The sequence below is a fragment of the Photobacterium kishitanii genome, assembly GCF_003026355.1.
GTDB classification, from domain to species: domain Bacteria; phylum Pseudomonadota; class Gammaproteobacteria; order Enterobacterales; family Vibrionaceae; genus Photobacterium; species Photobacterium kishitanii.
In genome coordinates this window covers 48,699-56,865 of the sequence record NZ_PYON01000025.1, presented here as the reverse complement: position 1 = coordinate 56,865, position 8,167 = coordinate 48,699, and the positions used below count along the sequence as shown (strand labels likewise).

The 8,167-nt window shown below is 38.3% G+C and carries 4 protein-coding genes; 1 reads left to right on the top strand and 3 read right to left on the bottom strand.

The features are described 5' to 3' along the window. Nucleotides 1–561 precede the first annotated feature (561 nt). On the top strand, nt 562–1,668 hold the full coding sequence (locus tag C0W29_RS19565; protein ID WP_045044627.1) for a DSD1 family PLP-dependent enzyme: 1,107 nt from the start codon (nt 562–564) through the stop codon (nt 1,666–1,668). A gap of 141 nt (nt 1,669–1,809) precedes the next feature. Here C0W29_RS19565 and nifJ read toward each other — a convergent pair whose 3' ends face one another. The 3 genes from nifJ to C0W29_RS21960 form a co-directional block, all read right to left on the bottom strand. Further along, nucleotides 1,810–5,385, bottom strand: a complete 3,576-nt coding sequence (nifJ, locus tag C0W29_RS19560) for a pyruvate:ferredoxin (flavodoxin) oxidoreductase (RefSeq protein WP_045044626.1) — start codon at nt 5,383–5,385, stop codon at nt 1,810–1,812. 10 nt (nt 5,386–5,395) lie between these two features. Continuing rightward, a complete protein-coding gene (locus C0W29_RS19555) occupies nt 5,396–7,048 on the bottom strand; it encodes an NAD(P)-binding protein (protein ID WP_045044625.1) in 1,653 nt (550 codons plus the stop codon). 676 nt (nt 7,049–7,724) lie between these two features. After that, nucleotides 7,725–8,135 carry a DapH/DapD/GlmU-related protein gene (locus tag C0W29_RS21960; protein ID WP_239993686.1) on the bottom strand — a complete coding sequence of 137 codons (411 nt, stop codon included), beginning with the start codon at nt 8,133–8,135 and terminating at the stop codon, nt 7,725–7,727. Between the last annotated feature and the right edge of the window lie 32 nt (nt 8,136–8,167).

Below are 8,167 nucleotides of genomic sequence, written 5' to 3'. Positions count from 1 at the left end.
GAGTTAAGTTTAAAGCATATCTTGATTTTAAAATTTTTATATTCATATAAATTAATCAACAATCAATTTTCACAGTATAAACAAAAACATAAATCATGAAATAAAAATATTATGTTTTTTATAATTTAGCACTTAAAAATAGACACCAATGTCTAACAAAATGTTACCTATTACGAATTTAAACAATGTAATGGATTTCATCAGTGAATGAACTAATATATTAATATTGATAAAATACTCGTACAAATACCTAAAAAGGATATAGATTCCATTATAGAATAGGCTGTTTTTATTGAATCACAAGCTATATTATTAAGAATAAAAATCATAACAGAGTCACTCTTTATTTAACTTTTTAATATTTACTTTAAAGTAACTATTAACGTTAATAGCACTAAAAAAACAAATCATCTATCATCAAAGCAGCTTCAGTTATCCCAACCTTTATAAGAATGATATAAAATTTATAACTTGCTCACATTAATTTTTGCAAGCCGTGAGTTTGATCTGTTAGCCTTATCTTTATCTCCCCTTGAAAATAAAAAAATAGCAAGGATAACAATGGATATTACTCAACTACCTACGCCGGCTTTGATTGTTGATTTCGACAAAATGAAAAATAACCTACGTGAAATGCAACAACGTATTGATGCTCTAGAATTAAAATTAAGACCGCACACTAAAGCCCATAAAAACCCCGCTATAGCACAAATGCAGATTGATGCAGGGGCTCAAGGAATATGTACGGCAAAACTCGGTGAAGCAGAAGTTATGGCTGCCGGAGGTATTAACGACATTCTAATAACCACACCTATCGCTGGAAAAAATAAGATTCAACGTTTAGTCAAACTTTATCAGCAATATCCTGACTATCGTTTTATTCAAGTAATAGATCACCAGCAACACGTCATAGATATCGCTCAAGCGGCGACAGAGGCTGGAATTTGTATTGAATTGATGATTGAAGTAGAAAGCGGTCAGCAACGATGCGGAGTTGAAATCGGTAATGACTTAGTTTCATTAATAGAGGCAATTAATTATTCTGATGGCGTTAGCTATGTTGGATTACAAGCATACAGTGGCCACTTGCAACATATAAAAGGTTATCAAGAGCGAAATACTCAAGCAAGAACAGTCGTTGAAGATCTTTTTAATTACATTAATACCGTATTAAAACCCAAAGGATTAGCCCCTGACATTATTAGTGGCGGAGGAACAGGCACATATGCAGCTTATCAAGGACTAGGATTTAGTGAAATTCAAGCAGGCTCTTATTTGTTTATGGATACCACTTATCAAGCTATTGGCGATGAAAATAATCAAGACCAAAATAACCAATTTGATGTCGCTCTAAAAGTATTAAGTACGGTTATTAGTCACCCTAGTCCACAGCGAGCGGTTATTGATGCAGGCATGAAATGTCTTTCGATTGATCTTGGTATGCCTAAAGTCGAAGGTGATAGCACGCTGAGTTACAAAACAGGAGGTGATGAACATGGTATTATTAACCTCATCGATGGCCATGAACCACTACAAATAGGCCAACAACTCATTTTACTTCCAAGTCATTGCGATACAACACTAAACAACTTCGACACCTTATATGCCATAAGAGGAACTGAAGTCATTGAGCAATTCCCTATTCTCGGCCGTGGTCGCTCTGATTAAAGCGATATTTAAACAGAGTGGAACCGCAGCGTTGAACTAACGCTGCGGTGTACACCATAACCAGACTCGAAAACTAGCAACAACTCTCAGGGCTGAATATCGACTTAAAAATAACACCAAATACTTCAGCCCCACCCGCCATTACAATTGAATTGTATTTAATTCTGGTATAAACGACTCAGCATTATTTTGAGCCATCTCTTCAAATACTGACCATTTTTTCAAAGCAATAGTCTGAGCTTGAGTAAACATAGCCTCAGCATGCTCTGGATTTATTTTATATAAATGGCTAAAGCGATTTTCAGCCTTCATAAATTCAGCTTTCGTTATTGTCGGACGAAGAGAATCAAGTGTGAATGGATTCACTCCATGATCTTTTAGGCTCGGATTATAACGATACAAAGGCCAGTGACCGGAATAAACTGCATTTTTTGCTTGTTTACGTGCTTTTGTCATATCAAAACCATGAGCAATACATGGACTGTAAGATAAAATCAGAGATGGTCCATCATAAGCTTCTGCTTCACGTAATGCCTGTAATGCTTGCTGCGGGTTAGCATTCAAACAAATCTGTGCGACATACACATTTCCATAAGAAATCGCTTGTAAGCCTAATTCTTTACGAAACGTTTGTTTCCCCCCTGCTGCAAATTTTGCAGTAGCCGCATAAGGTGTTGCTTTTGATGCTTGACCGCCTGTATTTGAATAAACCTCTGTATCCATCACCAAAATATTAATATTTCTTGAGGTACCTAAAGCGTGATCAAGGCCACCACTGCCAATGTCATAAGCCCAACCATCTCCTCCAACAATCCAGATAGAACGCTTAACCATTGCGTCGATAACGGAATTAAGCGCTGCTGCTTTAGGATTCCCTTTGACATATTGGCGTACTTTATCAATGCGCTGTCGTTGATCTCTGCACTCTTGTTCTGTTGTTTGTTTAGCATTCAATACTTCTTGAGTGAATTTGGGGCCAATAATATCGGCTAATTCCATTAATAATCGGCGAGCAACTTGTTGTTGATGATCAACCGAGATTCGATAACCTAATCCAAATTCAGCATTATCTTCAAACAACGAATTTGACCATGCTGGACCATAACCATTTTCACCTGATGTCCACGGTGTGGTTGGCATATTGCCCCCGTATATTGATGAACACCCTGTCGCATTAGCAATCATCAATCGCTCACCAAATAATTGGCTAATAACTTTTAAAACAGCGGTTTCACCGCAACCTGCACAGGACGCAGGGAATTGGAAAAGTGGCGGTAAAAACTGCACTCCTTTCACGGTTGAGTAATCTACTTGATTAATAGGCAATTGCGGTAACGATTCAAAGAACTCAACATTTGGCGCTTGTTGGTGCCATTGTTCTGCTGCTGGCACCATTTGCAAGGCCTTACGACTTGAATCTGTGGCGCTATGTGCTGGACAAGCATCCACACAAAGCGTACATCCCATGCAGTCTTCTGCATACACTTGAATAGTATAAGCGGTGTCAGGAAAGCCTCGAGCTATAACATCTGTATATTTAAAGCCTTCAGGAGCTTCTGCAAGTGCATCTTTAGTATATATTTTTGAGCGAATAGTGGCATGTGGACAAATGAAAGAGCAATTACCACATTGAATACATAATTCAGGGTTCCAGACTGGCACACTCACGGCCTGACGGTGTTTATCAAACCGAGTAGTACCTGAAGGGAAAGTACCATCACAAGGCACTTGCGAAACAGGAATTAAATCCCCTCTCATTGCCATCACTTCTTTAGTAACGTTCTGTAAAAATGATGACTCGGCTTGAGTAATCGTTTCTTTCATACTAATCAATGATGTCGCAGTTTCAGGGATCATAACCTGCTCCATAGCAGAAACAGCCTGATCAACTGCGTTCCAATTCATCTCAATCACAGCTTGCCCTTTACGAGCATAAGCAACTTCAATTGAATGTTTAATTTGCGTGATAGCATCTTGCTGCGGCAAAATATCTGTCAGCATAAAGAAACCTGTTTGCATGATAGTGTTAATACGGCGTCCCATATTGGTTTCTGCTGCAACTTGCATCGCATTCAACACATACAAACTTAATTGCTTAGTGATCAGTTGTTGCTGCACAATCTGAGGCAAATGCTGCCAGACATGCTCCGCATCATAAGGTGAGTTTAATAATACTTTTGCACCTTGCTCTGCATGTTGTAAACAATCAAACTTTGTTAAAAAGTTAAATTGGTTAATTCCAATAAATGAAGCACTTTCTATCATCCATGGTGCTTCAATAGGTTGATCGCCAAAACGTAAATGTGAAACGGTTCTTGAGCCTGCTTTTTTAGAATCGTAGTCGTAATAGCCTTGAACAAACTTTCCATCAAGTCCACCGATAATTTTAATGGTACTTTTACTGGCTCCAACAGTACCATCCGATCCCCAACCATAAATAATCGCTCGAACTGTATTAGCGGGTTCTAAGGTATATTGAGAATCAATGGCTAAGCTAGTTAAACTAACATCATCATTAATACCGACTGTAAATTGGCTTATTGGACTGTCACTAACAGCATTATCAAAAGCTGCTTTTACCATTGCTGGCGTAAATTGCTTTGACGACAACCCATAACGACCACCGGTCATTTTAGGTAATTGCGCTCGTTGACCAGTAGAGCATTGTTCTACTAACGCACTCATCACATCAGTATAAAGTGGTTCAGCTACTGCACCTGGGGTTTTACAACGATCCATCACAATGAGATGCTGGCAGGTTTTAGGTAAAACATCCGTAAAAAAATCTATAGCAAACGGACGATATAGATGTACTTCTATCACACCAATATGCGCGCCTTTAGCATTAAGATCGTCAATAGTTACACGAACCGTCTGCGCTCCTGAGCCCATTATAATCATCACAGAAGTTGCTGCAGGATCGCCATAATAATTAAACGGTTTATATTTACGCCCCGTTAATAAGGCAAATTTATCCATTGCTTGTTTAACAATTTGGGGAATCGCTTTGTAATATGGATTCACCGCTTCACGTCCCTGAAAGTAAATATCTGGGTTTTGTGCCGTACCACGAATAAATGCACGTTCAGGGGATAATCCTCGTTGACGATGCGCAATCACATCATCGTCATTTATCATCTGGCGAATAATATCATCGGCCATCACATCAATTTTATTCACTTCATGTGATGTTCGAAATCCATCAAAAAAATGCAGAAATGGCACTCGTGATTCTAGTGTGGCAACTTGCGCAATTAAGGCATTATCATGCGCTTGTTGTACCGAGCTTGATGCTAACATCGCAAAACCTGTTTGGTTACAGGCCATGACATCTTGATGATCACCAAATATTGATAGTGCACCTGTTGCTAATGAACGGGCTGCTACATGAAAAACCGTTGCCGTTAATTCGCCTGCAATCTTGTACATATTTGGGATCATTAACAATAATCCCTGCGATGCGGTAAACGTTGTCGTTAACGCCCCTGTTTGTAGCGAGCCATGAGTTGCGCCAGCTGCTCCACCTTCCGATTGCATTTCGATAATATTGGGAATATCACCCCATATGTTAACTTGTTTTTCGGTTGCGAATTGATCCGCTAACTCTGCCATCGGTGATGATGGGGTGATCGGATATATCGCTGCAACTTCGTTGGTCCGATAAGCAATATGAGAAACAGCACTACAGCCATCCATTGTTTTATATTGATGTGTCATAGTATTTCCCTTATTGTTTTTTAGATTGGCAATAAATATCTGCAGCGGAAGTCATCTCAATAGCATGACAAGGACATTGATTGACACAGGCTTGGCATCCCGTACATTTGTCATAATCAAACTTATACCGATTACCTTTACCAAGTTTTAAAATTGCCCCGTCTTCTGGACATGCGCCATAACAGCCATCACATTCAAAACAATTACCACAACTGTAACAACGTGTAGCTTCATACACTGCTTGATCTTGTGTTAGTCCATGAACCACTTCGCTAAAATCTTTAACACGCTCTGCGACACCCGTTTCTTTTATAGGATTACGCTCTGAATCAATTTCATACCAAAGCTGAAGCATGTCATGAGTGACAACTTGATGCTTTTCTTCACTTAAATACACGCCACCACGTAGCCAAGCATCAATATTTCGCGCTGCTTTTTTACCATGACCTGTCGATATTGTTACTGATCGCGAAGATGAAATCATATCGCCGCCAGCAAAAATGCCTTCATAAGTGGTCATCATATGTTCATTAACATAAACGGTACCATCATGATTGACTTCGATATTATCAACATCACTGAATAGTTGGCCTTCAATATCTTGACCGATAGCAAACACCATCGCATCAGCATGCAGCGTCTCAACCTCTCCTGTCGGTTGAGCATCGCCATTTGCATCAACCTCCATTACCTCAACGGCAAGCTCGTCGCCATTAATTGACTTTAAATTCCGTAACCAATGAATTTGAATACCTTCAGCTTCTGCTTCTTCAGCCTCAAATTCATGAGCAGTCATATGATCACGATCAGAAAAGAAAATGACCATCACTTCTTCCGCGCCCAAACGCTTAGCAACACGCGCAGTATCCATGGCCGTATTACCGCCACCGAGAACAGCAACTCGAGGCCCAAGTTGTGGTGCTTGATTGTTACCTACGAGGTTAAGGTATTCTGTTGCTTCTAAAATCGGTCCAAAATCTTCTATTTGCATCGCAAGAGATCGGCCGATTTGTGCACCAATAGCAATAAATACAGCATCAAACTGGCCCTGCTGTTTTTCCTCTAAGATATTATTCACTTTATGGTTGAGGGTTATTTTCACCCCCATATCTGCAATCATTTGAATCTCTTGCCGTAAAATATCGCGCGGTAATCGATAAGCTGGAATACCGTAATTCATCATTCCTCCAGCTTGAGGATTCGCGTCACGTATTTCGACTTGATGTCCCGCTAAGCGTAAATGATAAGCAGCGGCAAGACCCGCCGGCCCAGCACCGATAATGAGTACTTTATTCTTGGTTTGTTCAGCAATAATTGGATAAGACCAGTGTTGATCTAAAGCAAGATCGCCAAGCATACGCTCAACTTGTTGAATGGAGACAGGTGAATCACTGTGAATACGATTACAGCTCAACTCGCAAGGATGGTAGCAAACACGACCATGAATAGCGGGCATAGGTTGATTAATAACTAATTTTTGCCACGCCTTTTTAAACTCAAATTCTCTCACTAATGCTAGAAAACCTTGAATATCATTTCCCGTAGGGCAACTTTGATTACAAGGTGGTAAATAATCTTTATATACAGGTAGTTTTGTCGGTTTTGGACCAATGCTGATAGAATTAAGACGAGCTGAATCTCTTACGATTTGCTTTACATACATGAGTCACCCTTAATGCATTTAACATTTTTATTTACTCATCTAACTCAAAAGTTATTAAACAATATTCATTATGATAAGAAATAGCTTATGAATTATATTGCTGACACTTGATTAAATCGTATAGATAATGGAAACAATATTAACTCTTATATAAACAAAACTAACACTGATGATTAAAAAAACAATTAACGATAATTAACAACCATATTAAGATAATATTAACGCTTAGCTTATAATGGTTATTACAAACGATAATGTTTCTTTTTTAGATTAAGATAGAACGAGGATTGCTTGGCGTTTATTTGAATAAATGATGGTTGATACTCATTAATAATTATCTTAGAAATAAGATAATTCTGATGTGATTTTTATTGTATTTTCAATTTTCTCTTACTATAGAAATAAATTTAGATGACAAAGTTTCTACGCATAACATTCAATCATTTCCTTAAAAACGCTAAAAATTTCACTTCAAAAAAATCTATTATATTCCAGATTCCAACTGGGACGATAAATAGCATAGATAAGAGTAGAAAATCATTTTTAGTATTTATAATCCCTCCTAATAAATAAAGGTAATAGATGTTAACTAAAATAAAAATTACTTGTTTAATTTATATTCCTTAGCGTTAAATTATACAAACGTGCCAAAACTAATTATAAATCCTCGTGACTTCTATATTAACCGCTTAACAACACAAGGGTTACCGGCTGCTAATACTCCTTTAGGAATATCTTTCGTCACGACGCTGCCTGCACCAATCACCGATTTAGAACCTATCGATACACCTGGTAAAATAATGACTCCATAGCCGATCCAAACATCATCACCAATATGAACAGGTTCTATTTTCAAACGTTCTAACTCAACGGAGGTACCCCGTTTTTCAATAGCATGACCACTGCAATCCATAATCACCACATTAGGTCCAAAGATCACTCTATCACCAATATCGACTAACTTATACGAACAAATCGAAGTCCCTTGAAGAGTACTGTTTTTACCTATTGTAATTTGTCCAAAGTCACCATCTTTAATTGCTACACATGTCAATTTCGTTGACCCTGAAGGAAAAGCAGGAAGCATACTCGATTCTATATAACAACCCTCACCTATTT

Coding starts and splice junctions, on each gene's coding strand:
- C0W29_RS21960 (WP_239993686.1), bottom strand. CDS start 8,135: ATGCTTCCTGCTTTTCCTTCAGGGTCAACGAAATTGACATGTGTAGCA.
- C0W29_RS19555 (WP_045044625.1), bottom strand. CDS start 7,048: ATGTATGTAAAGCAAATCGTAAGAGATTCAGCTCGTCTTAATTCTATC.
- nifJ (WP_045044626.1), bottom strand. CDS start 5,385: ATGACACATCAATATAAAACAATGGATGGCTGTAGTGCTGTTTCTCAT.
- C0W29_RS19565 (WP_045044627.1), top strand. CDS start 562: ATGGATATTACTCAACTACCTACGCCGGCTTTGATTGTTGATTTCGAC.